The following is a 21637-nucleotide window of genomic DNA, read 5'->3' on the forward strand; positions in this document are numbered from 1 at the left end:
TGGTCAGGGGTCGGTGTGTTCGTGCGGTGCGAACAGGTCGACCAGCGCTTGCATGCGGTCGCGCCAGCGTTGTTCCCGCACCCGGTCGAGCGCGGTTTGGGGACGCGGCATCGGTTGCAGCGCAGGTGGTTTCGTGCCGGTCGACGCGATCACTGCTGCCTGTACGCCTTGGAGGCAGTCGATGATGGTCAACAGCAGATACGCCTCGAGGGTGTAGCCGAGTGGGGTGGGGGGCTCGTAGTCGTCGGCGTCCGGTTCGGGCTGGGCGGCGGCGGTTTCGGCCAGTTGCTCATCCATCGCCACTGCGGTCTTGTAGTGGGATTCGCGGGGCAGGCGGTCTTTGAGCCGCCACACTGTGCGCCAATCCAGACCGCCACCGAAGCAATCGCGGATGTCGAGACCGAGCCGCTCCAGCAGGTCGTACTCCAACTCGGGCCCGAACCGGTCCCAGAACTCTACGAGCCCTGTGATCCCCCCGGGATCTCGGTCGCGCCCTGGCCGTAGAAGTGCTGTTGCAAGTCACGCTGGAACGCGACCCATTCATCGAGGGGGCGGTCGTCGAACAGTGCTTCGACAGCGTCGGCGTGTTCACCGAGCAGGATGCGCAGTTGTTCGTTTTCGTCGCGGGCCTCGCGCATCGCCTTGGCCTGTCCACGGGTGATGGGCTGGATGACGATATCGGGGGTCAGCACGTACGGGCCGCGGCGGCGGGCGGCGACCTCGGCCTGGATTTCGAAGAAGCGGCCCTCATCGGAGCCACGAGCAGAAGAGCGGGAACGAGTGGGCATGCGGTTCTTTCGGTGAATGTCCGACGTGGGATGGGGGTCAGGAGCAGGTGAGCGCGCAGGTGGCGGTCTGGTCGCCCACCTTGGCGGTCACTGTGGCCTTCCCGACGGCGACACGGGTGACAACCCCGTGGTTGTCGACCGTGGCCACGGCTCGGTCACTACAGACGAAGCTGGCGCGGCCGGTGACGGTGTTGCCGGCCTGATCGGTCACCGTCAACGAACCGGACTTGGACTGCTCCGACAACTTCATCGTCGCCGGTGTGACAGTGATGGCGGTGATGGCGGTCTCGAATCCAGCGGCGGCGGCGATGCGTTTCCAACCCCGCCCACCGAAACCATGCCCGACAGCGAAACCGGCGGTGTTGTCGCGGAACGCGGTCAAAGTCACCTTCTGTGACGCGCCACTGTCGCCGGACCAGGTTTCACCGTCTGCCTTGGACAGCGCGACCTTCGGTAGCACTTTGAACACGAAGATCGGGTTGGCGTCGTCGCCGTCGCGGCCGATGACGATGCAGGAGTAGTAGGTGACCTGCGGGGAAGTCGGCTGGGCGAAAAACACCTCACCAGAGGCGGGGTTCGCGACGACCGCCGACAAGTCGGTGCTGGTGGTCAACGCCAGCACCGTCTTGTTCGTCTCCTGTGGCGTGAACGCCAGCGTGGTGGAGTCGCTGGAGATGTCCATGCGGGTCGGTTCCCGCTCACCGAATGATTCGATGGTGTCGGTCTCGACGTCGCGCGCGAACCCGACCCCGTCTTTTTTGCTGATCAACCCCACCGACCGGTAGGCGGTGGGCAGTGGTTGAAGCTCGGAGGAGTCGTTGGTGAACGCGTCGGGATGGGCGGTGTACCAGGGGGCGAGAAACACGACAGCGTCGAGCGGTTTGAGCAGAAGCTGCTGTTTGGCCTGTTTGAGCTGCGACAAATCCATGGTCGCGCGAGGCTCCTTCAACAAGAGGGGGATGCCCAGATGAACCGGGCACCGATCGGGGCGATACGGCGCGGTGGCCGGTCACGGGAATTGGCGGCGGGCGTCTATCCGGAACTGGGCCTGCGCGACCCGGTTGAGGGGGTCGATGTCTTGAGTGTCGAGGCCTCCGGCACCGCCGGAGTTCTGCTCCACCCAGTCGATCAGCACCCCGTTAACACGGGTGCCGCCGCAGCCGAGTACCGCGGCGGTGGCGCGACGGCCCAGGGCTTGCGCGTCGGATCGTTTGTGCGCGAATACATCCAGTTGGACGATGGCGGTGTCGGTGATCTGGTCGGCGTCGATACCGCCGTCGATGCGGCGCGCCCAAATCAGCGGCAAGGCGTCCTGGAAATCCTGTTCGCTGGCGGGCAGCGTGCTGCAGGTGTAGGCGATCGGGGTGAGCAAGTCGATCAGGACCTGCTCGAAGTCGGGGAACTCGCCGGGCACGGGGTAGGTCACAGCAACGCCTCCCACAGGATTCGTTCGATGCCGTCGCTGCCGCGGTTGACGCGTGGCCGGCTGGGGCAATCCCAGCCGCGGCGCGGGGCTCGGTGCGCCACATAGCGATATCCGGCAGCTTTGAGGGAGCTGCCGGATTCGTCGTGCTGGGTGTAGGTGATCAGGCGGCGGTAACCGAGTGCGGTTGCCGCGCGCCGGACAGCGCCGAGCAGCTTCGAGTTGGCGTTGGGAGTGCTGTCGGTGGCGGTCCGGGTGACCTCGAGGGTTCGCCCGTCCTGCAGGTGCCGGGCGACGGGACGGCCGACGATCGCCACACCAACCAGCCTGTCGCCTAGCGCGACACCGGTCGAGAATTTGTGCCCAGGCGGCGGACGATGGTGACGGTGGTGCGTGGCGACGAAGTTCCTGGCCTCCGCGAAAGACACGGGCACCAATTCCAGTCGCTCTGGCGCGCTCATCGGGCCGCCCGGATAGCTGGAATCGACCGTCGCAGAACGGCTTCGGGTGCGTTCCACCTGGTTCCGAGTTCCCGCCACTTCGCGTAGTAGCCGTGCGCGTAGATGACGGCGACCCGCTTGCCGTTGCGAGTTTGGGCTAGGACGCGGACGTGGGAGGCGTTGTAGCCGGTGCGTCGACGGCTGTTGGCTCGCCAGTACGCGGCACCGGCCGATGCCTTGCGCCACACCAGTGCTCGCAGTTGTGGGGAGGTGGCGAGTACGCGGTCGAAGTCCGCACCGCGGGCCTCATAACGCATGGCTCAGCCTTCCAGGACGAAGTACGTGAATGGCCGCCAGCCCGTAAACGGGTTGGTGGGGGTCTCGGGGTGGGTCACAACAGTGCAGATCGCGCCGTTGGGTAGCCGGACGCGGTCGGCGTGGCGGATGTCCTGCCCCGCCGGTATCCGCACGGGGACGCTGCGTGTGGCGCGCGGGTCACCCGGTTTGCGAACGCTGGCCGAGGTTTCCGGGATGTCGGCAGGCCCAACCTGGTGGTGATCGGTGAACTCGCCATCGCCGTGCGGGTCCAGTTGCGCTGCCCGCAGCACGGTCAGCATCGCCCCGGCCGCGAAATACAGATCTGTGGTCACAGCATCCTCGGTGCGGTGGTGATCAGACCGGCGGTGAGCAGGATGCGATAGGCGGTGTCGCACAGGCCGGTCACGGCGGTGGTGATCTGTTGCTGGGTGGAGCCGGTGGCGTAGGTGACCGATCCGCCGGGCACGGACTGGGAGGAGATCACCGGGGGCTGTCCAGCCGGGCCAGCGACGGGGTTGATGTGGGCGGTCACCCATTCGGCGACTTGCGCGCACACCGCGTCCCGCATCGCGGTGCGGACGTCGGGGTCGGTCGGCTTCCCAGTGGAATCGGTGCCGTAGACAGCGAGCCGGGTGGCTGTGGTGACGCGGATACTGGCGTAGCGGATCAACACGGCCACGTCATCGGGCACTGTGGCCAGCCAGTCCGGCACGAGATCGCCTGGGGCGGCGTAGATCAGCATCCGGTGTGGTCTCGATCGGCTCGATCGGCACGATGTCCTCCCGGCCGCGCCGGGAGGACATCGTGCCGTGGTCGGTGTTGGTCAGAAGCTGCCGGTGGCGCTGCCCGGGTCGGCGGGAGCACCAGCGGAACCGGTGGCTAGTGCGAGCAGGGAGTTCAGCCACAGGATCAGCTGAAGAAACAGCGGCATGATGTTCTCTCTTTTTCGTTGTGCCGGACACCCTTCGATGTGCCCGGCGGTTGTTCCACTGGCCTGCGGCGTCGTTTCCCGCAGGCCAGTGGAACATCGGCTCACATCCCGGCGCTGGCAGGCACGGTGAATGTCATTTCGGCGGGCTCGGTTTGGTGCCGGTGGCGGGCTTGGCTGGCTCCCGTGACGGTGCAGCGGGGATGGCCGGTGTGGGCGGGGGCGCCGCTGGCGGAGTGTTCGGTGCGGCCGAGGGTTGGGTCGGGTTGTCGACGCGCTGCCAGCGGGCCAGAACGGTGAAATACGAGGGGTCTTCGTCGACGGTCACGACTTGGCCGGTGTTGATTTCACGGAATGTCGGCATCAGCTCTTGCCCCCGCCCTTCGTATCATCACCCTTGATCAGGACTGCGCGCTTCGGGTCGAGGGTTTTCACGCCATAGAGGGTGTCGAGGGAGACGATTGTTTGTTTCCGGTTGATGTCGTATTGGTAGGCGACACGAACGGACAAACCTCGATAGGACTCTGCGGCAGCGAAAGATCCGGGAGCGATTTCCAGCGGGGCGGACACGAAACAGAACGCGGTGTCGTGGAACGCCACTCCGACCTCAGTGGTCGGGTGTCCTTCGGTGGCATCGGTGCGCGGCTGCTCGACATTCTGTGTCTGGTAGGCGTCGAATCCGAACAGGCTGGCGCCGATCGAGGCGCGGCGCAATGCGTCGGTGCTTCCGGAATTCTGGGCATTCTTCAGAACCGGGGAGTTGAGCCACTGCGCCTTCGTGGTCGGCCCGGTCACCGCGTGACGGCCGTCTTCGGGCACACTGTTGACATCCAACTGCCTGGCCGCTTCGATCAACACCTCGGGCTTGTTCCATTCGAAACCAACCTGTGTCGACAAGCCCGCAGTCTGGGTGATGTCGTTGCGCAAGCCGAGGATGTCGCGGTCGATCTTTTGTGCGAGCGCCATCATCGCCGGTGACAGCAGCTGGGCGTCGAAATCGACGATATCGAGGGTGAGTTCTTCGGTTGTCACCGCGAACGAGACGTCCGCGATCCGGTCGAGGGTGACCGGGATCTTGCCCTCGGTGGCGTCCTGCAATTTGATGCCGGTGCCCCGGTCGAACAGCTGGGCGACGAACACCGCCGGTTTGCGGACGTTGACGACGTTACCGATTTTCTGGGCCGTGAATTCAGCCGAGTAATCGGTGTAAACGAGCGGAACCATGACGAGGGATTCGTATAACGTCGCCAACGCTTGGCGGGCGATCAAGGTGGGAGTGAGCAGGGTATTCGCCACTGCGGCGGCTCCTTATGAAATTATGAACGACTGTGCGCAGGCTGGGCCTGGCGTGTCGGCGCTATCGGCGTGCGCGTCGGTCGGCGCGCAGCTTGCGCAGCGCATCCACGGTCGTGTCGTCGCCGACCGCGGGCGCGCCAGCGGGACCGGCTGACAGGTCCCCGCCGCTGCGCACAGCTGGTGCGGATTGCTTGCGGAATTTCGGGTTGTCGGCCAAGGCACGCTCGACGGCGGTGGTGATGTGGTCGTCGAACTCGGCCGCCGACGGGTCCAGGTCGGCAACGGTGGCCAGGAACGAGCGCGAGTCCAGCAGGGTGGTCGCGTCGGCGCCTGCGGCATCGGCTGCCCGATACAGGGCCAGCTCGACGCGGGCGGCGCGTGCCTCGGTGGCGCGTTGGTCCGACAATGCTTGGGCCTGTTCAGCTTTCGCGGTGGCTTGGGCGAGCAGTTCGGCCGGGTCGGCGGGCACCTCGTCGGGAACCAGTCCCAACGCCTTGCCGAGAGTGCTGGCGATCTCCTCCCGGGTGCGTGCCGCAGCATCCTCGGCGGCTCTGCGGGCGGCTTGCTCCGACTCGGTGACCGCGGCCTGCCATTGCTTGCGGTGACGCGCGGCTTCTGCGCGCAACTGACGCACGTACTCGGCGGGAAACACCTGCTGGGCCGGTTCGGATTCCGATTCCGGGGCGACGGTGGCGGGTTCGCCCGCCGAGTCCTCGATCTGCAGGGTAGTTGCCGTCGAGCTCGTCGAATCGTGTTCTGGCTCAGCACCGGAGGCGGTGTCTGTGCTAGCGACGGTGTCGCCGACCTCGGCGGTGTCGGTGGTGGACATAGCGGGGATCAACCTTTGCGTCGTGCCGCATCGGGCGGCAGGAGGGGCGCGCCCCGGCTGGATCCATCGAGGACCGCCGGGGATCATGCGGTGACAACATGACCACCGGAATCCCTTGGCGGAGTTGGCTTTTCCCGAGAGATCCGGCTGTCAGGAAGCAGACATGGCAGCGGTGGTGCGGGGTTGTTCGCGGTAGCGGCGACGGCGGACACCGGTGGCGGCGACGTGGGCTGCGATCTGGTCGTGCAGGGCACGAATACGGTCGGCGGCAGCGGTTTCCGCGGCCGGGGTGATGGCGGCGGCGTGGCGTCGGTGCGCTGCCCGTATCGCCCGTTCCAAGGCCCGCAGCCGTTGCTCGTCGCGATACCCGCGCCGGTTGCCTGGTGCCGGTGGCGGCGGTTCTACGCCGGGACGCCACAGGCTGTGGCGGTGGCGGCAGTTGGGATGGTGCAGGCCCGCCGCTTCTGCCTCAGCCATGGTCGCGACCACGGTCTTGGTCACCATGCCGGTGCCGAACAGTGCGGGGACGGTGACCGGGCCTTTGGGTGTCGCACCGGTCAGCGACACCAGCTGGCCCTCGAACGGGCGGCACTGCGGTGCGGGGTTGGGGTGGTGGGAGATGATCACCAGGTCATGGCCCGCCGCGATCAGCCGAGCGGTGTGGCCGCGGTTGAGCGCCCGGTATACCGCTGTGCGCACCGCCATCTCGGCGTAGGTGTCGATGTGCCAGCGTCGGCCCGCGCGGTCAACGAACCCGGTGATACCGGAGTCGGCGAACCGGTCCAGCGCCTGCTGCAGCGCCTGCCGTTCAGTGACCACCCCGGTGATCACACGGCCAGTGACCTCGGCGATGATCCGCCGGTATCCGTCGTCGACGGACCGCAGAATCCTAGGGTGGGTGGCGGTGACGACGTGGATGGTGTCGGCAGCCAGCGCCTGCACCGCGGCAGGGTCGACAGTGGAGGCGTGCCGCACCGACAGCTCTGCCGCGCGGCGGCCGAGGTCGGCTCGCGCGGCGCGGTCACCGATCGCGGCGGCGGTGTCGATCGCTGCGGTGACGGTGGCGGCGAGTTTCGGGGTCAGACCGGTGAGCAGGGTGCGGGCGGCGGAGTCGAGTGCCACCAACTGCGCTCGCTGACGGGTCGCCCAGTGCGGGGCGTCCACACCTGCTCGGGCGTGGCGGGCGACCAAACCGACCAGATGCTGCTCGGCGTCGGCGTAGATCGCAGCGACAGCAGCAGACAATCCCGCCACCTGCCGGGGCTCCATCATCGACTACCACCTCACGCCGCCAACGGCGGTGCAGCGTCGTCGGCGGGAACCGTTGCACTGGTTGCGATGTCGTCGTCTCCGTCGCCAGGTGGTGCACCGTAATCCATTGGTGAGGGAAGGTCGGTGACCGCCGCGGCAGCCCGGTCATTGGCGATGCGTGCCACCTCGGCGTCGATTTCTTCGGTCGACCAGTCCGGATGCTGTTCGAGCACCATCTGGCGTGTCGACATCGCGTGCGCGGACGCCAACGCCGCCAACGTTGCCGCCATCTCCGTCGGAGATTGCGCAGACCGGGTGGGGAACTTCAGTTCCGGGTCGTCGCTGAGGGTGATGCCGGTGCCGAACACGGCGGCATCGATGCGCATCGCGGTAGCCGCCAACGGACGCAGCGCGCTTTTCCAATACGAAATCTTCTTCGACCGCGTCTTTTCCGACAGCTTCTCCCGCGCATTGACCTCGGTGGCGGTCATGACACCGACCGTGAGGGAGTTGTCGGAGAAGTTGTTCGCCGACTGCCCGGCGGCGCGCAACACGACGTTCAACAGTTCAGCAGCTGTTTGGGCGTGTTCTTGCCAGCGGATGGCGAACTGGTTGGCCTGCACTCCACCGTGACCGTCTGCGGCGGACCCGAGACCGGCACGCAAGGTGGTGAACACTGCCTGTTCGTTGTCCCATTCCGCGCCGTGGCCCGGTGCGGCGGGTTTGAGCAGGTTCTCGTCAACGAACAACCGCGCCTTACCCAACCGGATATCGCGCAGCCAACTGGTGTAGGTCTCGTCCAACGCATCGAACCATTGCTCGAGCTGATCGAAATCACTGCGCCCCAGCTGCGTCAGCCCAGGGGTGGTGCGCCACAATCGGTTCGGCCGCACATTGGGAACGTACGCTGCGGTGAGCGTCGACACACCGGTGGCGATACCGCCGTCGGCGTCGACGACATCGACCGCCCACTGTGTGTCGGGAGATTCCGAGAGCGGGATACGGCGGCCGAGACGGCTGCGGTCACCGTGATACAGCCCGTGCAGGATTCGTCCTGGTTCGTGGCGTTCGAGGTGACGCAGCACGGTGCCGTCCTCGTCGAACACGGTGGTCCAGAAGGTGACGGCGGTGAGCCGGTTGTAACGCCAGGTCGGCAGCGCCGCATCGGCGGCGACGGTGCCGAGCATGACGTGGTCGGCAATCTGGGTGTCCCACCACAGGCGCAGATAACTGCCGCCCAGCGCGGAGCACACTTCGGCGGCCTCCAACAGGGTGGAGACGGTTTCGTCGCTGGCGAAGATGGTGTCGAGGCGTTTCTGCGCCGCGGCCCGGTCACCGACGGTGTCGTCGGCGGCGATCATCCACGTCGGTGGTTGGGAGAACAGCAGATCGGCGCTGGCGCGGGCAAGGTCGGCGGGCGCGGGCAGGTGCAGTTTGGCGGATTGCTGGATGTCGGGGCGGCTCCAGAAGAAGCGTTGGATGCGGCCGATGATTCCGCGTGCACCCAGGGCCGGGCGCATGGTCCCGTGTGCGGTGTAGATGGTTTCCAGGTCGGTGGTGTTGCCGGTGTACCAGGCGTTCCACACCGCCATATCCCGCTGGGCCCGATCCCATGGTTTGGGAGGCCACGTGCTGCCGTGCTCGGGCAGTGGCACGAGAGCCTCCTTATCGCTTGGGAGTTGGCCGGGATGTGTTGGGTCGGTTGTGTTGGGAGTGGTTGCGGCCGGGCCATACGCCGAACACCATGTGGTAGTACTCGGCGGCCAGACCGTGCACCTGGCTTTCAGGCACGTGTTCGCGCAGCGCGGCCACCAGCGCCGTGTACGGTGTGGGGCTGGCCGCCCACTTCGCCAGGCCCTTCCCTTTCGTCCAGTAGTCGTTGAGCGCGCGCGAGGCACCGACTCCTGGCCGCGAACCCTGTCCGGCTACCATCGCTCCCCCGCCACGGTGCCGGTGTGGGTGAGGACGGGAACAGACGGCACGGCTGGTACGACACCGACGCGGCGGTGAGCCCGTGGTGGTGTTCCTAGGGTCGGGTCGAGTCGTCGCGCCAGGCGGAACAATGTGCGGGCCAACCGGTTCCGCATCCGATCCCCCCTCTGTTTTCGTCGCTGTGGACCGGCACCGCAGGCGGAGGTATCGACACTCCGCCTGCGGGCCGGCTATTCAGTTGTCACGGCACAAGTTGAACGTCCCGGGTGCCGTTCCGGGAGTCATGGTTGCTGTCGCTGTCGCTGTCACCGAGGTGGTGACGGGGATGCTGCGCCGTCTGTCGTGTGTGCGGTGAGGTCCACGTATGGCCGCCACCGCTTTTCGGTGGTGACGATCACGTAGCGGGCCGCGTCGAGTGAATGATCGGCGGTCTTGATCGGGGCGTCGCGGCCGTGTGCGGTCGCCGTCGTGTCCCAGGTGTAGCCGGTGACCTCGGCGAGGAAGCCTGCGCACCGCTTCGTGACACGCAGCCGTCCGGCCGCCAGTAGGGAGGCTGTCAACCGGATGCCGTAGAGCACGTCGTTGTCGGCCGCATGGGTTACCACACCGTCGGCGAGCAGTTGTACGCGGAAGCTGGCGGCAGCAGGGTCGACGATCACGGTGTCACAGCCGAGGTGTGGGCTGGAGGCGACCGGCAGGTGCGGCGAGGCCAGCCAGGAGCGAATCCCGTGCGACAGTTGGCCGTCGGTCCAGCGCGCCTGGTCGTCACGGGCCTCGTACCGCCATTCGTCGACCAGGTACAGCACACCGTCCGCACCGAGGGTGAGCATCAGCGCGGCCGTGGCGTTGGTGGTGCCGTAGTCGATGCCGACACCGAGCACCGTGTGCATGGGTGGCAGCGCATCCCAGCTGATGATGTGCCGGTTGTCGTTCCACATGTCGTAGATCGCGCCATCGCCGCCGACCCATGCGCCGTCGATGAACCTCCGGTACCACAGTCCGGTGTATTCGGCCTTGATGGCGCTTTTGTAACTGTCGGTTAACGACGGGTTGTCGTCGAGGGTGAAGTGGAACACCCGCCAGTCCGGCAGTTCGGTGACCCGGTCCAGGTAGTCGGTTTTCAGCCAGTGGCTGGGTGAGTCGGGGTTGGTGGTGCCGAACAGTTGCGCACCGTCAACGGACATGCGGCCCAACAGTTGTTTGAAGAAGCCCACGTCGAGCACGGTGACCTCGTCGCAGAACGCGAGCTGGATGGTCATGCCGCGGATCTTGTTTTCGCTTTTGGCGTCGTGGGCGCCGACGATGTGGACGGTCCGGCCGAATATCCTTGCCGTGGACGCACCTTGCCGGTAGTGGATATGTGGGCTGAACATCCTGAACGCGGGATGGGTTGCCAGCGGTTCGAAGACGTTGCGGTAGATCGCGTCACGGTTCTTGCCAACGATCACGATCGCGCCGACCGGTCCGGCGTCGCGGATCTTCTTCAGCATCAACCAGGTCCACGAGAATGACTTGCCGCTGCGGATCGCGCCGACGAACATGTTTACCCGGCCGGTCGCGCCCGCATACGAGGTGATCTGCTTGGCGCTCATCCCCGGTGAGGGGGCGGTCACTGTTGTGTCGGGGTGTCGGTGATCTGCTCGGCCGCCGACACGATCGCAGCGTGCAGGCTGTCGAGCGCGTGGCGCGCCTCGTGGCCGGTGTCTGCTGGTGAGGTGTTGTCCAGGCCAAGGTATTTCGCGCGCCGGTCCATGATCTTCAACGCCGCCAGCACAGCTTTCACGTCTCCGCGTACCGCTGTGGGGTAGAGCCCGAGCAGCATCGCGTCGAGGCGATGCAGTTCCATGTCCAGGACTGCTTGTGCGGGCTCGCGTTTGATCTCGGCGAGCGCTTCGGCGACGTCGCGGTGGGCGGTGGTTTTGGAGACACCGAGTTTGTCGGCAATCGCGCGGATCGTCGCGCCGGCCAACCGGAGGTTGAGTGCCTTTTCCTGGCGTTGGGCTCGTTCGATCGCTGTTCTGCTCGTTTTGGACCGTGCCACGACGCGCGCCTCCTACAGGCTCCGGGGAGCAACGCGGCGGGCGTGCTCAGAGTTCTGGTCGAGGAGTGTGTGTCCCGGTGCCGGAAATTCGTTGGGTCGGTAGGTTGTGCGGCGACGGGTGATGTCGAAGGCCCCAACCCCGGTTCCTCCGGTGCTTCACCGTCTTGCGCAGCGCTGGCACGGTGCGCGCGGAATCACTCGGGTCCGGGGTTGGGGCTGGCGCCCGCGACTGCGACCGCCGCAGGGTCGGGGGCTGGCGGGAGTCGCGGGCGGGTGTGGTGCGGCAGGCTCTGCCCGGCAATCAGGGCAATTGTTGTGTGTCCGGGGGCATGCCGCAGTCTCGGTGAGATCAAGGTCGTCCGACAGCGATGGTCGTCGTGGTCGACCCGTCTCTGTAGTTATCGAAACATCGTCTGGGTCAGCGCAATCCGATGTTCGGTGCGCCTGGCGGGGGTTGTGGGCGAGGACGGTGTCGCGAGGGCAGGTGCAGGGCTCGCCACACGGGCGGTACGTACCGGAACCCGGTGTAGGGGTCCAGCCAGGGGACGCCCAGGCGTTCGAATCCGTTCAGCAGATGCAGCGCCGTCACCGCGACCGCAGCGTGGTGAGAACGGGGTGCTTGTTCAGCCAGCGGTCGAACGCGTGCGACAGTAGCTGATCCTCGCCTGCGGTGAGTTCGTGAGCGAGCGTCAGGCCGACCAAGACCGCGACGGCGGTTTCACCGGTCAGCGTGTTGCCCGCCCTGCGTGTGCGGCTCACAGTTCCTCGTCGTCTTCGTCTTGCAGCGCGGCGTCGGTAGCCAGCTGCAGGAACCCGTAGGCGAGCATCCCCAGCGATTCGATCAGCGGCAGATCATCACCGTTGGCGTCGAGCGCTGACACCGCAACTGCGTCGCTGCCGTCGTCGCGGATGACACGGTCGATCACGATCCGGCCAAGCTTCAACGGCTGAGGCACGATACGCATCCCAATCTCCGGTTCCGATATGCGAACCCGACCACAAGGGTTGCGCACAACCACTGCTCACCATCGGGGTCAGACTGTCGCCTACGGCGTGCAGCCTAACCCAGGATGTGTGACAGAACCGGAGTGTTGACCAACATCATCAGCCTGCGCAACCATCGTCGCCATAGTGCGTAATCCTGCGTAAGTTTGTGGTCGTGCGGGACCTGCCAGCCCCGCCCACCCCGGAAGGACCCCCACGATGCACGCACTGTTCATCCACGACGGCACCGCCACCGAAGTCGCCGCCATCACCGGCTATCAGCTGACCCGCAACGGATCCCGCGCCGACATCACCCTCACCACCGGCCGCCGCGTCACAGCCCACCAGGACCACATCCTGCTCACCCCTCGAATCCTCACCGACGAGGAAGCAGCCGCCTGAACAACCACAAGCGCGGACAGCCACAGCGGCCCCATCCACCTTCAATCGGCAAGGAACCCAATGACGATCACCCCACACCGCCGTCCAAAGTCAGCTTATCCAAGATTCGACGATCGCGATCACACTCTTGTCACCGAGCGGTTGAACAAACGCCACCAGGCAACCACCCCTCTGGTCGGCGACTGGATCGACTTCGCCGACGGCATTCGTCGCCGTATCTCCTACATCTGGGGCGACGAAGACGCACAAACCTCAGACCGCGGCAGCTATTACCTGCTGCCCAATGGCGACATGAATTTCAGCGGTTCCTTGTATCCCTCGATTCCACTGGCCAGCCTCACCAACACCGGTACCACCCGGCCCGGCAGCGCGTGGATCTTCCACCACGGCCACGCCTGCGCCCACAACGGCGTCGACTTCGACATCCCGGTCCGCGTCTACACCACCACGCTGTCCGCACCGAAATAGCCGCTCACCCAACACGAGCCTGCCAGCTCGCACATCCCGGAAGGAAACCACTATGGGCCAGTACTACAAGGCCGTCCTGCTCGCCGACGACACCGACGAGATCAGCACCTATCTGGAGTCGTGGGACTACGACTCCGGCACCAAGCTGATGGAACACTCATGGATCGGCAACGCATTCGTCGAGGCCGTCGAAAAACTGCTGAGCACACAGACACGCGTGGTGTGGGCCGGTGACTACGCCGACGCCGAACCCGACAACATCAGCCCGACGAACCTGTACAGCCGGACGAGGGCGGCGGTGAAGGCGAGCCCACTACCCGCTTGTGCGGTCGGCCGTTATGTCATCAACCACGACAAGCATCTCTACGTCGACAAGGCGACCGTCTTGGCCAACAGGCACGGCTACCGGATCCATCCGCTGCCGATCCTTACGGTCGAAGGCAACGGACGCGGAGGCGGTGACCTGCACGCACACAGAACATCCGGCGAGTTCTCCGTCGTCGGAACATGGGCCCGAGATCGCATCACAATCAGCGACACCGCGCCCGACAGCTATGAGCAGCTGCCGTTCGACCTCATCGAGCATTGGTGAATGGGCGGAATCGAAAGAGACACAACCGGTGAAGACACTCGAACACTGCCCTGAATGCCCGAACGAGCCGCTGCGCTGGTATGTGACGATGCGGGGTCGTCCCGGCGTGCCTTACAGCGGAATCACTTTGCACGATGTCGCACCAGTGGCGTACCGGTGGTGCCGCGAATGCGGTTATCACACCGGGGAGCAACTCGACATCGACGGCATCGTCGCCCGGCTCAACGATGACCCCCGACTGATGTGGGTAAAGCGGAGCACCCCAGGGCAGATTGACGGCTACTCCACGACGAGCCACGCGGAGCTGAAACGCAGTGCCGAGAGAATGGCGCGAGTGCGCGGCTCCGTGTCGGCAACATATTCGATCGAATATCGCAATCCGGCTGGAGATCTGATCCGGCGCTCGGCCACCTGGACACAGGGTGTCGACCCGGAAACATTCTGATTGGACGCTCCCATCCCGTCGGCCATTCCGCGCCGCACCCTAATCATTCGGTGGCACCGCGCCCGGGTCGCGGGCGCGGTGCCTGCCGCCAAAACCCGAGAGTGCCAAGGAAATTCCGATGACCGCCAATAATGCGAACGACCGGAGCTATGAGATCGCCCGGACGATCTTCCGGCAGCTCGCCGGAAGCCAGCGCCGCCTGATCGCCGCCGTCGGTGCCAAGGACTTCGTGGTCCTGCCCGATGGCATCCAATTCCGGATCATGCGGAACGCCGCGAAGATCAACCACGTCTCGATCCGCTTGCACGCCAACGACACCTACCGTCTGGAGTTCGGCACCGTTCGCGGCGTCAATTACCGCCAGCGGGAATTGTTCACCGACGTTCATGTCGAACAACTGCGCAGACTGTTCGAGACCACCACCGGCCTCTACCTCACGATCCTCTGACTCGATCGTTTGCGCCGCGGCCACTCCGACGGGCACGGCGTTGACCACAAACCAACCTCAGCCCAAGCCGAAAGCAAAACACCATGAAGATCGTCGGCTCGGCCCTGCTGTTCCTCATGGCGTGGCCTATCTTCGTGATCGTCTGGTGGGTGAAACCGGACACGCGGCCGACGATCGTCCAGCAGATCGTCAACTTCACCAGGTCACACCCGAGGCTGTGCGCCTGGTTCGGCGTGGGCTTCGGCCTGACCGGCGGGATCGGCAACCTCACCGGAACCGCCTACGGTGCCGGGTTCACCGGGCTCGGGATCGCGGCGGGCTGCGGGTTCCTGCTGCTGCGATGGCGGATACAGGAACGCGCCGCACGGAATGCGGAGATCGCTGCCCGCGCAGACGCCCAGCATCGCGCGTATCTCGAGGGCGACGACTTCGGGTTGTACGGGACACGCGAGATGCCCTTGTAGCCGGTCGTAGGATTCCATGACGTGTCAGACGAACCAAAGCTATGCGTTCGGTGCGGCGAGAACCCGGTCGGTCCTGGCGGGATGCTGTGCCCCGACTGCCTCCGGCTGCTCGCCGAGCGAGCGAAGGACCCTTACGGGGAATGGACGCAGGAAACCCGATCTGAGTAACAGGTAGTGGATCACCGCGTCTCCCGAGGTTGTCCCAGCCGACCACGCCGGGCTCCACGGGCTGCGCCTGGACATGTGATCGATCATCGGTCGATAGTGTGCGGGAATGCGAATTTCCCGCACCGCCATAGTGATTGGGTGGATTCTGCTCATAGGGATCGTCTCCACAGCCTGCGGCCCCGACAACAGTCGTTCGACCGCCTCGACCACCCTGGTCGAGGCGGTCTCATCCAGCCAGACGCCTCGCCCCATGCAGGTGCCCGCCACCTCGCCGGCCTCTCCCCCACCAGCTACCGCGCCGACAACATCGGCGTTGACATCCGGGGACCTGTGTCAGCAGACTCGCGAGTTCATCGCTCAGGCCCGCGAACTCAACCCCGGGGTCAGCGATCAAGACGCCATCGAGGGGATGTTCGAGATGCTGGCACAAACCAATGCTTGGATCAGTGCAAGCGAGGCGGAAAAATCCCAGGCGCGGCAGGCAATCCAGGACGCGGTTGCGCATGGCTGCACGCCGTGAAGGAAGGATCGACAGGGTGACTATCGAGGAATTCATCGAGGCTCGGCTGGCGGAAGACGAACAGATCGCCCAGGCGGCGGCTGGCGCACCATGGTCGGCCCCGATGCCTCCTTGGGTCCATGTCGAAGCCAAGGCGATCGCGGCTGATAAGGAGCGACTCGGCCACCTCGGATATGTTGGCACGATTGACCGCGATATCGACCGAACTCACGTCATTCGGCACGACCCGGCACACGTACTACGACAGTGCGCTGCGCTACGGACCGCCCTCAAGACAGGCAAGACCACCAAGGAGATCGCGGCGATCTGGTCCGACCATTCCGACTACGAGCCCGGTTGGATGACTGATACCGAGTGAGCCACCCGCGATGCGCGGCCCCGGCTATAGACGTGGTTCCACGGCAAGAGCGGTCAGGTGCGGCTCAGCTCGATCACGTCGCCGATGCGGTACACGACCCCGGCCGGTGACCGGAAGCCGTGGAGTTTGCCACGCGCGGCCCACTGCCGGATCCGTTCTGCGGTCACAGGTTTGCCCGCAAACCATGACAAGATGCGCGCCAATTCGGCGGCGGTGCCCACAGCGTTCTCCGCCTGCCGCAGAAGCAGGCGACGATGCTGCTGCACCGGTACGCAGTACCCGCATCCGGCACAGTCGACAACTTCGGCGCTGTCGATGGCGTACAGGTCGGTCCGGCATGCCGGGCAGGGACCGACGAACAGCCGCTCGACTGGGCGGTCGATGGCATGACGTGCCTGCTGGACCGCGCCGACGATCTCCGCATGGATTCCGTCGATGCACGGGGCATCGTCGGGTATCGCTGGCAGCCACCGTGCCAGGTAGGCGGCGTGGGCGGCGGGTCTGTGCGGGGCAGGGGCACCGGTGACGATCGCGACCCGTAGCGCGTAGGCGCGTAAAGCGTGTTCCAGCGTCATTCGCGCCTGTGAGGCTCGCTGGTTGAACGGCACCACGCGTTCACGATGCCGCCCACGTGCGCTGATCTGGCCGCCAGTGTGGATGCGGTCGGTGCGGGTGATGGTGGTCTGCAGGTCGTCGAGCAAGTCAGGAACCTGCCCTAACGCGCTCATCACCGTCTCACGCTGTAACGGCTCCAACGGGTGGGTCACGGTCGCGACCGCACCACCGGCTGTGCCCGCAATCGGTTGTCCTGCACCAGTTCCGGACATCTTTGCCGGATCCGCGACTGGAGGGCCATCGGTGCGGCCAGGATTGCGGGTCACGCGGTGGCGGACTTTCTGGTCGCGTCACGGTGCGCGGACAGCACCAGGTGCAGGTCGGCGTCGCTGATGTGACCGCGGATCGTGCGGGTTGTGGTGACGGTATGGGGGTCTTCGACCCCGCGCAGGGTCATGCACTGGTGCTCGGCGGTGATCAGCACGCACGCCCAGCGCGGGGTGAGCCTGTCGTACACGGCGTCGGCGACCTGGGTGCCGAGGCGTTCTTGCACCTGCAGCCGCCGCGCATACCCGTCCACCAGCCGCGACAGTTTCGACAGACCCACGATCCGCGACTGCGGCGCGGGAGCGTAGGCGACGGTCGCGGTGCCGGTGAAGGGCAGCAGGTGGTGAGCGCAGGTGGAGGCCACCCGGATACCGGACACGATCACCGGGCCCGCATGGTGTGGGGCCGGGAACGTGCGGTCAAGGTGTGCGACGGGGTCTTCCCGGTAGCCGGCGAGCCTGTGCGCCCAGGCTTTGGCGACGCGTTTCGGAGTGTCGGCGGTGTGGTCGCCTTCGTCGATGCCGAACGCGGTGAGCAAGTCGGTGACCGCGGTGGCGGCCTGGTCGAGGACTGCGCAACCTGCACCGGGCGCCGGGGCTGGGGTGGGGGTTTCGTGTGCGACCAGGGTTGAAAAGGACGGTGTCATCGGATGCTTATGTACCTCTCGTGTCGCCGAAGGCGAGGACGTGAATGCGGTGGGTGGCGTTCACGCCGATGTCGGCGGCTCGGCGTGCGACTGCGGGCCAGCGTGATTGCAGTTCAGTGGTGCTGATGCCTTGCGGCATCACCCACACCCGGTCGCGGGGCCACCCGACGCGGGTGGCGTAGTCGGCGGCGAGATCGACATCGGTGGCGTCGGCGACGACGAACTTCAGGATCGCGTTGCGCGCCAACGGTTCCTGACCGGTGTTGACGTAGTCGACCCATCCCGGATGCAGCATCGGGTTCTGCGCACGCCGATGGGTCCCCGCGTTGGGCAGCTTCGGCGAGATCGATGCCGCCGCCGTGAATTCCCTTGTGGTGCCGTTGGGGGGCAGTGTGCCGTTGGTTTCCACCTGCACCGCGCACCCTTTGGAGGTCAGCCCGTACAGCAGTTGCTGCCATCCCGGTTTGCGTTGATGCATCAGTGGTTCACCACCGGAGAGGACGGTCAGCATGTCCGGGTGTGCGTCGCGGATCAGCTGATCGACCGGGACAGGCGGGTTTTCCCGTTTCAGGTCGTACCGGGTTTCGTCCCAGGTGTAGGGGGTGTCGCACCACGAGCAGGAGAGGTTGCAGCCGCCGAGGCGGATGAACTGGGCGACACGGCCTGCGAACGGGCCTTCGCCTTGGATGGTGGGCCCGAACTGTTCGGACACCGGCAACGCGAACCGCCCGCTGGAGGAGGGGCCGCTCACTGGGCCTCCCAGCTGGCCTGGTTGGTGCGGCCTTCATGCACGTGCACGCGTGTCAACGTCAACTGCGGCAACAGTTTCCGTGTCACGTCCGCGATGTCGGCGGCAATCGCCTCGGTGGTCGGCCAGCCGCCAGCGAGCCGATACACCTTCAACCCGGCGGCTTCGAGGACGTCGCCGATGTCGTCGCCCGGGTGGCAGACGAACCCGTGGTCGAGATGGGTGTCGACCCAGTCCTTGAGTACGGTCTTGATTGCGCCGAACTCGGCGGTGTCGGCGTCGAGATCGTCGACGCGGAAGGTCCATTCGATCCAGAACGAATGCCCGTGCACGTTGCGGCATTTCGCGCCCGCCCCGGTGAGTGTGGGTATGCGGTGGGCGGTTTCGGCGTTGTGGCCGACGGTGATGAACGAAGTCATGAATGTCTTTCCGGCAAGTATGGGATGCGCCCGTAGTGGCGGTTGAGAGCGCTTCGGAGGTATCCGAGGCGACGGTCAGGCAGGTAGGCGAACGGGTAGACGATGCGGCAGCCTGCCGCGCGGGCGGCCGGACCCAGCACGTGGCGGTAGTTGGCACCGCAGACCGCGAGCGCGTCGGTGATGCCGCGCCGACGCAGCTGCGTGGCCACGGTGTCGACGCTGATCGAGCCGCGCTGCCCCATCTTCAAGTCGTAGGAGGCCAGGCGGGTGGTGAGGTTGATCAGCCCGTGTTTGGCCGACAGCACCAGCACGCGATGCGGGTCGGTGACCGAACAGGCCCACCGTCGTGTGCTGACGAACAGGGCGCCGGTGTAGAGCTGACCGGCCGGTGCCGGTCGATCCAATTTCGCTGCCCCGCAACTGATGATCACCCACGGCGGCTCGTTCACGCGCCCGTGACCTGCCGCCAATAGTCGGGGTCGGTGTAGACGGTGCGGTCGGTGACACCGGCGTGAGCGAATGCTTCGGCGCGTTCGACGCAAGTGCCGCAGCGTCCACAGTGCCCGGCCCGATCGCCCTCGTAGCAGGACCAGGTCAGCGCGTAAGGGACACCGAGCCGGTTGCCGATGCGTGCGATCTGCGCTTTGGACAGGTGCACGAAGGGTGCGCCGATGCGGACACCGCATCCCAGCTGGGCGGCGGTGGAGATGGCGTCGATGAATTCAGGACGGCAGTCGGGGTAGATCGCGTGGTCTCCGGCGTGGACGGCGGTGACAACCTCGGTCATGTGGTGGGAGGCGGCGATCCCGGTGGCGGCCATCAGCATGGTGGCGTTGCGATTCGGCACAACGGTTTTGGCCATGGTGTCGGCGGTGTAGTGGCCGTGCGGGATCTCACCATCACCGGTAAGCGCCGAGGTGACGCTGGCACCGAACGTGGTGAGATCGAGGACAGTCAGCGGGACACCGTAATGGGCGGCAACGGCTTTCGATGATTCGAATTCGATGCGGTGACGCTGCCCGTAATCGATGAACACGGCGAGGGCGTCGACGACGTCGGGGCCGTCGAGGCTGTAGGCGAGAGCGGTAGCGGAGTCCATGCCGCCGGAGAGCAGGACGACAGGTTTGTAGGTCATGCGGCGTCTGGTTTCTCGGTAGGTGCGTCGATGTCGGGCGACCGGCCCGACACGGCAGGGTGTGGACCGGTCGTGGTGTGGGTTCGGGCGGTTTCGGCGATGCCGGCCAGTGCGCCGGGGTCAGTGTCGGCCAGATGCAGGTGCGGGCCGTCCATGGCCGCCACGAGTTCCAGGTTTTGGGCGGCACCTTCGGCGAGGTGAAGGTGCGGGCCGTCGGCTCGACGCCGGTCGTGGGCGAGTTGGTCGGCGATCCCGCTGTTGGCGGTGGCCAGATGCAGGTGAGGTCCATCCGTGCGGGACAGGTCCCCCCAGGCCGGGGCGGGGATGACGCCGTGGGTGCGGCGCATGTGTTGTTCGTTCACACTCGCCGCCAGTGCTGAAATCCTTATCAGCAGAGGACGATTCGCCGGTGTGGAGCGTGCCACCTGTGACGGGGCGACTCCGTAGTGGCGGTGCAGCAGTTTGGCGACCTCGGGGCGGTAGACGTCGCGGCCGTCGAGGCGGGCGGTAATGAGGGCGTTGGTGCGCGGGTCGCGCAGCGTCAGCCGCGCGTACCGGTAGGCGGAGCCCCAGCCGGAGGAGTCGACGGAAAAGAACGGCAGCCGGAGCAGTTCCGGCGAGGACACGCCCCAGCCGTGGAACCGCACCTGCGGCCAATGTCGGCGCTGGTGTTTGAACACCTGCACCAGCCAGCGCAACAAGCGTGCCCGAGAGCCCCCGTGTGCGACCATGCCACCCAGACCCAGGAAGTCGACGCCACGGTCGGCGTAGTAGTCCATCAGGGCAGGGTCGTCACCGTAGTGGATCGTCGGGACCGCGGCGACGCCATGGACATCCACGAGTTCGTGCCAGTTGCGGCGGGTCGCGGCCGGGTCGCCGATCACATCCAGCGCTGCCACCCACGCCAGCCGGTGCCGCCACCGATGCGCCCATCGTGCGAGGTCTTTGGTTGTGATGGTGACACCTTGGGAGGCGGCGGAGAATGCGCCGGAATCACCGATCAGCCTCAAGCCGGCCAGCTTGTCGAGGTTGTGGTTGCCGAAGTAGTGGAAGCTGACCAGTGCGTTGCGGGGTGCGGGGATCACGCGGCGTCGTCCAACAGCACCGACAGCGCGGCAGAGTCGTCGGAGAAGTTCTTACGGTGGGTGGCCCAGGCACGTTGGAGGTCCGGTTCGACCTTCAGCGACAACGACACCAGGTGGTCGTCGGGTTCGGGTTCACCGACTTCGTCTTCCAGCGCATCCAGGTCGGGGGCTCCAGCGATGATGTCTTCCAACGCGGTGATGTCGGTGTCGTCGTAGCCGGTGCCGTCCAGATCGGGGAGGTCGCTGAGCAGTTCGAGCAGTAGCCGGTCGTCGAACCCGCCGACTTCGGAGGTGCGGTTGTCCGCGGCGACGATGCGGGCGGCGCGGTCGTCGTCGACATCGATCTCGTGGATGAGCACCTGCTGCCACTGCTCGGCGTCCGGGTATTCCTCGGCGAGGTCGCGGATGGCGATGACGGTGTGGTTGCCGGTGAGGACTTCGTTGGGGCGGCCGGTGTGGGTTCCTATATTGACGACGACGGGCTTGTATTGGCCGTTGGCGCGCAGGGAGGCTTTGATGACCGCGACGTTGCCGCGGCGGGGGTTCTTGTGGAACAGGTTCAACTCGGACGGGTGCACATGCCGGCGTCCGGGCGCGGTGTCGGTCACGATGCGTGTTCTCCTCAAG

General features: G+C 65.9%; 34 protein-coding genes. 8 read left to right on the plus strand and 26 right to left on the minus strand.

The annotated features are described in order from the left end of the window. Nucleotides 1–3: 3 nt before the first annotated feature. The 18 genes from IU452_RS28125 to IU452_RS28210 all read right to left on the minus strand — a co-directional run bounded on the left by IU452_RS28125 (nucleotide 4) and on the right by IU452_RS28210 (nucleotide 12211). On the minus strand, nucleotides 4–429 hold the full coding sequence (locus tag IU452_RS28125) for a hypothetical protein (RefSeq protein WP_195112204.1): 426 nt from the start codon (nucleotides 427–429) through the stop codon (nucleotides 4–6). Between the two features lie 26 nt (nucleotides 430–455). Next, entirely contained in the window at nucleotides 456–788 is a 333-nt protein-coding gene (locus IU452_RS28130; protein ID WP_195112205.1) for a hypothetical protein, read from the minus strand. 37 nt (nucleotides 789–825) lie between these two features. Further along, nucleotides 826–1716 (minus strand): Ig-like domain-containing protein, encoded by an 891-nt coding sequence (locus tag IU452_RS28135; RefSeq protein ID WP_195112206.1) that lies wholly within the window; start codon nucleotides 1714–1716, stop codon nucleotides 826–828. An 81-nt stretch (nucleotides 1717–1797) separates the two neighbouring features. Further along, on the minus strand, nucleotides 1798–2214 hold the full coding sequence (locus IU452_RS28140; RefSeq protein ID WP_195112207.1) for a hypothetical protein: 417 nt from the start codon (nucleotides 2212–2214) through the stop codon (nucleotides 1798–1800). Continuing rightward, nucleotides 2211–2672, minus strand: a complete 462-nt coding sequence (locus IU452_RS28145) for an XF1762 family protein (RefSeq protein ID WP_195112208.1) — start codon at nucleotides 2670–2672, stop codon at nucleotides 2211–2213. Before IU452_RS28145 ends, IU452_RS28140 begins: the two co-directional genes overlap by 4 nt. Beyond that, on the minus strand, nucleotides 2669–2968 hold the full coding sequence (locus tag IU452_RS28150) for a hypothetical protein (RefSeq protein ID WP_195112209.1): 300 nt from the start codon (nucleotides 2966–2968) through the stop codon (nucleotides 2669–2671). The genes IU452_RS28145 and IU452_RS28150 overlap by 4 nt, the downstream gene beginning before the upstream one ends. A gap of 3 nt (nucleotides 2969–2971) precedes the next feature. Continuing rightward, complete coding sequence (locus IU452_RS28155; RefSeq protein WP_195112210.1) at nucleotides 2972–3301, minus strand: hypothetical protein; 330 nt, start codon at nucleotides 3299–3301, stop codon at nucleotides 2972–2974. Then, nucleotides 3298–3711: a hypothetical protein gene (locus tag IU452_RS28160; protein WP_195112211.1), complete on the minus strand. Its 414-nt coding sequence runs from the start codon at nucleotides 3709–3711 to the stop codon at nucleotides 3298–3300. The genes IU452_RS28155 and IU452_RS28160 overlap by 4 nt, the downstream gene beginning before the upstream one ends. Nucleotides 3712–4033: 322 nt before the next feature. Further along, the gene (locus IU452_RS28165) at nucleotides 4034–4261 is read right to left on the minus strand and encodes a hypothetical protein (protein ID WP_195112212.1); all 228 of its coding nucleotides are present in this window, start codon (nucleotides 4259–4261) and stop codon (nucleotides 4034–4036) included. Next, a complete protein-coding gene (locus IU452_RS28170) occupies nucleotides 4261–5193 on the minus strand; it encodes a P22 phage major capsid protein family protein (protein ID WP_195112213.1) in 933 nt (310 codons plus the stop codon). Before IU452_RS28170 ends, IU452_RS28165 begins: the two co-directional genes overlap by 1 nt. A 61-nt stretch (nucleotides 5194–5254) precedes the next feature. After that, nucleotides 5255–6022 (minus strand): hypothetical protein, encoded by a 768-nt coding sequence (locus tag IU452_RS28175; RefSeq protein ID WP_195112214.1) that lies wholly within the window; start codon nucleotides 6020–6022, stop codon nucleotides 5255–5257. A gap of 150 nt (nucleotides 6023–6172) precedes the next feature. After that, nucleotides 6173–7294, minus strand: a complete 1122-nt coding sequence (locus IU452_RS28180) for a phage minor capsid protein (protein WP_195112215.1) — start codon at nucleotides 7292–7294, stop codon at nucleotides 6173–6175. 11 nt (nucleotides 7295–7305) lie between these two features. Next, nucleotides 7306–8928 carry a phage portal protein gene (locus tag IU452_RS28185; protein ID WP_195112216.1) on the minus strand — a complete coding sequence of 541 codons (1623 nt, stop codon included), beginning with the start codon at nucleotides 8926–8928 and terminating at the stop codon, nucleotides 7306–7308. Between the two features lie 10 nt (nucleotides 8929–8938). After that, on the minus strand, nucleotides 8939–9205 hold the full coding sequence (locus IU452_RS28190; protein ID WP_195112217.1) for a hypothetical protein: 267 nt from the start codon (nucleotides 9203–9205) through the stop codon (nucleotides 8939–8941). Nucleotides 9206–9510: 305 nt separating this feature from the next. Continuing rightward, on the minus strand, nucleotides 9511–10797 hold the full coding sequence (locus tag IU452_RS28195) for a PBSX family phage terminase large subunit (protein WP_195112218.1): 1287 nt from the start codon (nucleotides 10795–10797) through the stop codon (nucleotides 9511–9513). Between the two features lie 17 nt (nucleotides 10798–10814). Next, nucleotides 10815–11174, minus strand: coding sequence for a sporulation transcriptional regulator SpoIIID (locus IU452_RS28200; protein WP_195112219.1), 360 nt, complete (start codon nucleotides 11172–11174; stop codon nucleotides 10815–10817). A gap of 657 nt (nucleotides 11175–11831) precedes the next feature. Next, the gene (locus IU452_RS28205) at nucleotides 11832–12005 is read right to left on the minus strand and encodes a DUF7427 family protein (RefSeq protein WP_195112220.1); all 174 of its coding nucleotides are present in this window, start codon (nucleotides 12003–12005) and stop codon (nucleotides 11832–11834) included. Beyond that, the gene (locus tag IU452_RS28210; RefSeq protein ID WP_195112221.1) at nucleotides 12002–12211 is read right to left on the minus strand and encodes a hypothetical protein; all 210 of its coding nucleotides are present in this window, start codon (nucleotides 12209–12211) and stop codon (nucleotides 12002–12004) included. The genes IU452_RS28205 and IU452_RS28210 overlap by 4 nt, the downstream gene beginning before the upstream one ends. 238 nt (nucleotides 12212–12449) lie before the next feature. Here IU452_RS28210 and IU452_RS28215 point away from each other — a divergent pair, with 238 nt between their 5' ends. From IU452_RS28215 to IU452_RS28250, 8 genes are all read left to right on the plus strand, one after another. Then, nucleotides 12450–12632, plus strand: a complete 183-nt coding sequence (locus IU452_RS28215; protein WP_195112222.1) for a hypothetical protein — start codon at nucleotides 12450–12452, stop codon at nucleotides 12630–12632. A gap of 60 nt (nucleotides 12633–12692) precedes the next feature. Next, nucleotides 12693–13100 carry a hypothetical protein gene (locus tag IU452_RS28220; protein ID WP_195112223.1) on the plus strand — a complete coding sequence of 136 codons (408 nt, stop codon included), beginning with the start codon at nucleotides 12693–12695 and terminating at the stop codon, nucleotides 13098–13100. 52 nt (nucleotides 13101–13152) lie between these two features. Then, nucleotides 13153–13692 carry a hypothetical protein gene (locus tag IU452_RS28225; protein ID WP_195112224.1) on the plus strand — a complete coding sequence of 180 codons (540 nt, stop codon included), beginning with the start codon at nucleotides 13153–13155 and terminating at the stop codon, nucleotides 13690–13692. 28 nt (nucleotides 13693–13720) lie between these two features. After that, entirely contained in the window at nucleotides 13721–14137 is a 417-nt protein-coding gene (locus IU452_RS28230) for a hypothetical protein (protein ID WP_195112225.1), read from the plus strand. A gap of 118 nt (nucleotides 14138–14255) precedes the next feature. Then, nucleotides 14256–14585: a hypothetical protein gene (locus IU452_RS28235; RefSeq protein ID WP_195112226.1), complete on the plus strand. Its 330-nt coding sequence runs from the start codon at nucleotides 14256–14258 to the stop codon at nucleotides 14583–14585. Between the two features lie 83 nt (nucleotides 14586–14668). Beyond that, nucleotides 14669–15049, plus strand: coding sequence for a hypothetical protein (locus IU452_RS28240; protein WP_195112227.1), 381 nt, complete (start codon nucleotides 14669–14671; stop codon nucleotides 15047–15049). Between the two features lie 274 nt (nucleotides 15050–15323). After that, on the plus strand, nucleotides 15324–15737 hold the full coding sequence (locus IU452_RS28245; RefSeq protein ID WP_195112228.1) for a hypothetical protein: 414 nt from the start codon (nucleotides 15324–15326) through the stop codon (nucleotides 15735–15737). A gap of 16 nt (nucleotides 15738–15753) precedes the next feature. Further along, a complete protein-coding gene (locus tag IU452_RS28250; protein WP_195112229.1) occupies nucleotides 15754–16095 on the plus strand; it encodes a DUF6221 family protein in 342 nt (113 codons plus the stop codon). A gap of 53 nt (nucleotides 16096–16148) precedes the next feature. Here the strand turns inward: IU452_RS28250 and IU452_RS28255 are convergent, their stop codons facing one another. From IU452_RS28255 to IU452_RS28290, 8 genes are all read right to left on the minus strand, one after another. Beyond that, complete coding sequence (locus tag IU452_RS28255) at nucleotides 16149–16862, minus strand: hypothetical protein (RefSeq protein ID WP_195112230.1); 714 nt, start codon at nucleotides 16860–16862, stop codon at nucleotides 16149–16151. Nucleotides 16863–16972: 110 nt separating this feature from the next. Then, nucleotides 16973–17623, minus strand: coding sequence for a GTP cyclohydrolase I (folE, locus tag IU452_RS28260; RefSeq protein ID WP_195112231.1), 651 nt, complete (start codon nucleotides 17621–17623; stop codon nucleotides 16973–16975). A gap of 7 nt (nucleotides 17624–17630) precedes the next feature. Beyond that, nucleotides 17631–18374 carry a 7-carboxy-7-deazaguanine synthase QueE gene (locus IU452_RS28265; protein WP_324192865.1) on the minus strand — a complete coding sequence of 248 codons (744 nt, stop codon included), beginning with the start codon at nucleotides 18372–18374 and terminating at the stop codon, nucleotides 17631–17633. Further along, nucleotides 18371–18790: a 6-pyruvoyl trahydropterin synthase family protein gene (locus tag IU452_RS28270; protein ID WP_195112232.1), complete on the minus strand. Its 420-nt coding sequence runs from the start codon at nucleotides 18788–18790 to the stop codon at nucleotides 18371–18373. Before IU452_RS28270 ends, IU452_RS28265 begins: the two co-directional genes overlap by 4 nt. Then, a complete protein-coding gene (locus IU452_RS28275; protein WP_195112233.1) occupies nucleotides 18787–19239 on the minus strand; it encodes a DUF6884 domain-containing protein in 453 nt (150 codons plus the stop codon). The genes IU452_RS28270 and IU452_RS28275 overlap by 4 nt, the downstream gene beginning before the upstream one ends. Then, nucleotides 19236–19925, minus strand: a complete 690-nt coding sequence (gene queC, locus IU452_RS28280) for a 7-cyano-7-deazaguanine synthase QueC (RefSeq protein ID WP_195112234.1) — start codon at nucleotides 19923–19925, stop codon at nucleotides 19236–19238. Before queC ends, IU452_RS28275 begins: the two co-directional genes overlap by 4 nt. Continuing rightward, complete coding sequence (locus IU452_RS28285; protein ID WP_195112235.1) at nucleotides 19922–21010, minus strand: hypothetical protein; 1089 nt, start codon at nucleotides 21008–21010, stop codon at nucleotides 19922–19924. The genes queC and IU452_RS28285 overlap by 4 nt, the downstream gene beginning before the upstream one ends. Further along, nucleotides 21007–21618, minus strand: coding sequence for a hypothetical protein (locus IU452_RS28290; RefSeq protein ID WP_195112236.1), 612 nt, complete (start codon nucleotides 21616–21618; stop codon nucleotides 21007–21009). Before IU452_RS28290 ends, IU452_RS28285 begins: the two co-directional genes overlap by 4 nt. Nucleotides 21619–21637 lie beyond the last annotated feature (19 nt).

It is taken from the genome of Nocardia transvalensis (assembly GCF_015477765.1).
GTDB classification, from domain to species: domain Bacteria; phylum Actinomycetota; class Actinomycetes; order Mycobacteriales; family Mycobacteriaceae; genus Nocardia; species Nocardia transvalensis_A.

Excerpts from the sequence above, each read along its gene's own strand:
- IU452_RS28130 (WP_195112205.1), bottom strand. The coding sequence starts at position 788 with ATGCCCACTCGTTCCCGCTCTTCTGCTCGTGGCTCCGATGAGGGCCGC.
- IU452_RS28135 (WP_195112206.1), bottom strand. The coding sequence starts at position 1,716 with ATGGATTTGTCGCAGCTCAAACAGGCCAAACAGCAGCTTCTGCTCAAA.
- IU452_RS28145 (WP_195112208.1), bottom strand. The coding sequence starts at position 2,672 with ATGAGCGCGCCAGAGCGACTGGAATTGGTGCCCGTGTCTTTCGCGGAG.
- IU452_RS28150 (WP_195112209.1), bottom strand. The coding sequence starts at position 2,968 with ATGCGTTATGAGGCCCGCGGTGCGGACTTCGACCGCGTACTCGCCACC.
- IU452_RS28160 (WP_195112211.1), bottom strand. The coding sequence starts at position 3,711 with ATGCTGATCTACGCCGCCCCAGGCGATCTCGTGCCGGACTGGCTGGCC.
- IU452_RS28165 (WP_195112212.1), bottom strand. The coding sequence starts at position 4,261 with ATGCCGACATTCCGTGAAATCAACACCGGCCAAGTCGTGACCGTCGAC.
- IU452_RS28175 (WP_195112214.1), bottom strand. The coding sequence starts at position 6,022 with ATGTCCACCACCGACACCGCCGAGGTCGGCGACACCGTCGCTAGCACA.
- IU452_RS28180 (WP_195112215.1), bottom strand. The coding sequence starts at position 7,294 with ATGATGGAGCCCCGGCAGGTGGCGGGATTGTCTGCTGCTGTCGCTGCG.
- IU452_RS28190 (WP_195112217.1), bottom strand. The coding sequence starts at position 9,205 with ATGGTAGCCGGACAGGGTTCGCGGCCAGGAGTCGGTGCCTCGCGCGCG.
- IU452_RS28195 (WP_195112218.1), bottom strand. The coding sequence starts at position 10,797 with ATGAGCGCCAAGCAGATCACCTCGTATGCGGGCGCGACCGGCCGGGTA.
- IU452_RS28210 (WP_195112221.1), bottom strand. The coding sequence starts at position 12,211 with ATGCGTATCGTGCCTCAGCCGTTGAAGCTTGGCCGGATCGTGATCGAC.
- IU452_RS28215 (WP_195112222.1), top strand. The coding sequence starts at position 12,450 with ATGCACGCACTGTTCATCCACGACGGCACCGCCACCGAAGTCGCCGCC.
- IU452_RS28220 (WP_195112223.1), top strand. The coding sequence starts at position 12,693 with ATGACGATCACCCCACACCGCCGTCCAAAGTCAGCTTATCCAAGATTC.
- IU452_RS28225 (WP_195112224.1), top strand. The coding sequence starts at position 13,153 with ATGGGCCAGTACTACAAGGCCGTCCTGCTCGCCGACGACACCGACGAG.
- IU452_RS28235 (WP_195112226.1), top strand. The coding sequence starts at position 14,256 with ATGACCGCCAATAATGCGAACGACCGGAGCTATGAGATCGCCCGGACG.
- IU452_RS28240 (WP_195112227.1), top strand. The coding sequence starts at position 14,669 with ATGAAGATCGTCGGCTCGGCCCTGCTGTTCCTCATGGCGTGGCCTATC.
- IU452_RS28245 (WP_195112228.1), top strand. The coding sequence starts at position 15,324 with ATGCGAATTTCCCGCACCGCCATAGTGATTGGGTGGATTCTGCTCATA.
- folE (WP_195112231.1), bottom strand. The coding sequence starts at position 17,623 with ATGACACCGTCCTTTTCAACCCTGGTCGCACACGAAACCCCCACCCCA.
- IU452_RS28270 (WP_195112232.1), bottom strand. The coding sequence starts at position 18,790 with ATGACTTCGTTCATCACCGTCGGCCACAACGCCGAAACCGCCCACCGC.
- queC (WP_195112234.1), bottom strand. The coding sequence starts at position 19,925 with ATGACCTACAAACCTGTCGTCCTGCTCTCCGGCGGCATGGACTCCGCT.